Source organism: Mesorhizobium sp. PL10 (genome assembly GCF_053714315.1).
Genome location: NZ_JBSKBR010000191.1, coordinates 1 through 526, shown reverse-complemented (window position 1 = coordinate 526; position 526 = coordinate 1). Strand labels below are relative to the sequence as shown.

Annotated in this window: 1 pseudogene; it reads right to left on the bottom strand. The window is 61.4% G+C overall.

Annotated elements, in window-relative coordinates:
* Positions 1-206 precede the first annotated feature (206 nt).
* Positions 207-526, bottom strand: a pseudogene (locus ACWGTO_RS33805) (IS66 family transposase); the annotation flags it as partial.

Below are 526 nucleotides of genomic sequence, written 5' to 3'. Positions count from 1 at the left end.
ATCCTGATGGTGAGTAGACCCGCCCTGGGTGAATGGCGGCGCGGCGTCGCGCGGCCATTGGCAGAGTGCCCTGGCACCATCACCCCTGCCCCGGCAGTTCGATCTCAGTTGCTATTCCAATTCGGTGGAGTCTGTCCGTAAGCGCTCATCCCATGCGCGTTGACGCGGCCCGTTTGACGGGGTCGCTGTCAGACGGCTGCATTGGATCACGCGGCGGCGGTTTTGGCGAAGTTGAAGGGCAGCAGGTCGGTGATGTCGGCGTCTGTGGCGCGCTGCGGCAATTCGCGGGGACGTGGCGCAAGTACGCCAAGGGCTCGACGTCACAGGTGCGGCAGGTCAGCATCAGGCTGTATATGACGGCGCTGGCCCTGGCTCCATTCACGGTATCGCTGAACAGCCAGGATTTTCTGCCGGTGGCAAAGTTTCTGATATCGCGTTCGAGGAGGTTGTTGTCGATCGGCATCCTGCCGTCTTCTTTGTATCGCGTAGGTATTCCCACTGGTTCAGAGTGTAGGACACGGCGTCG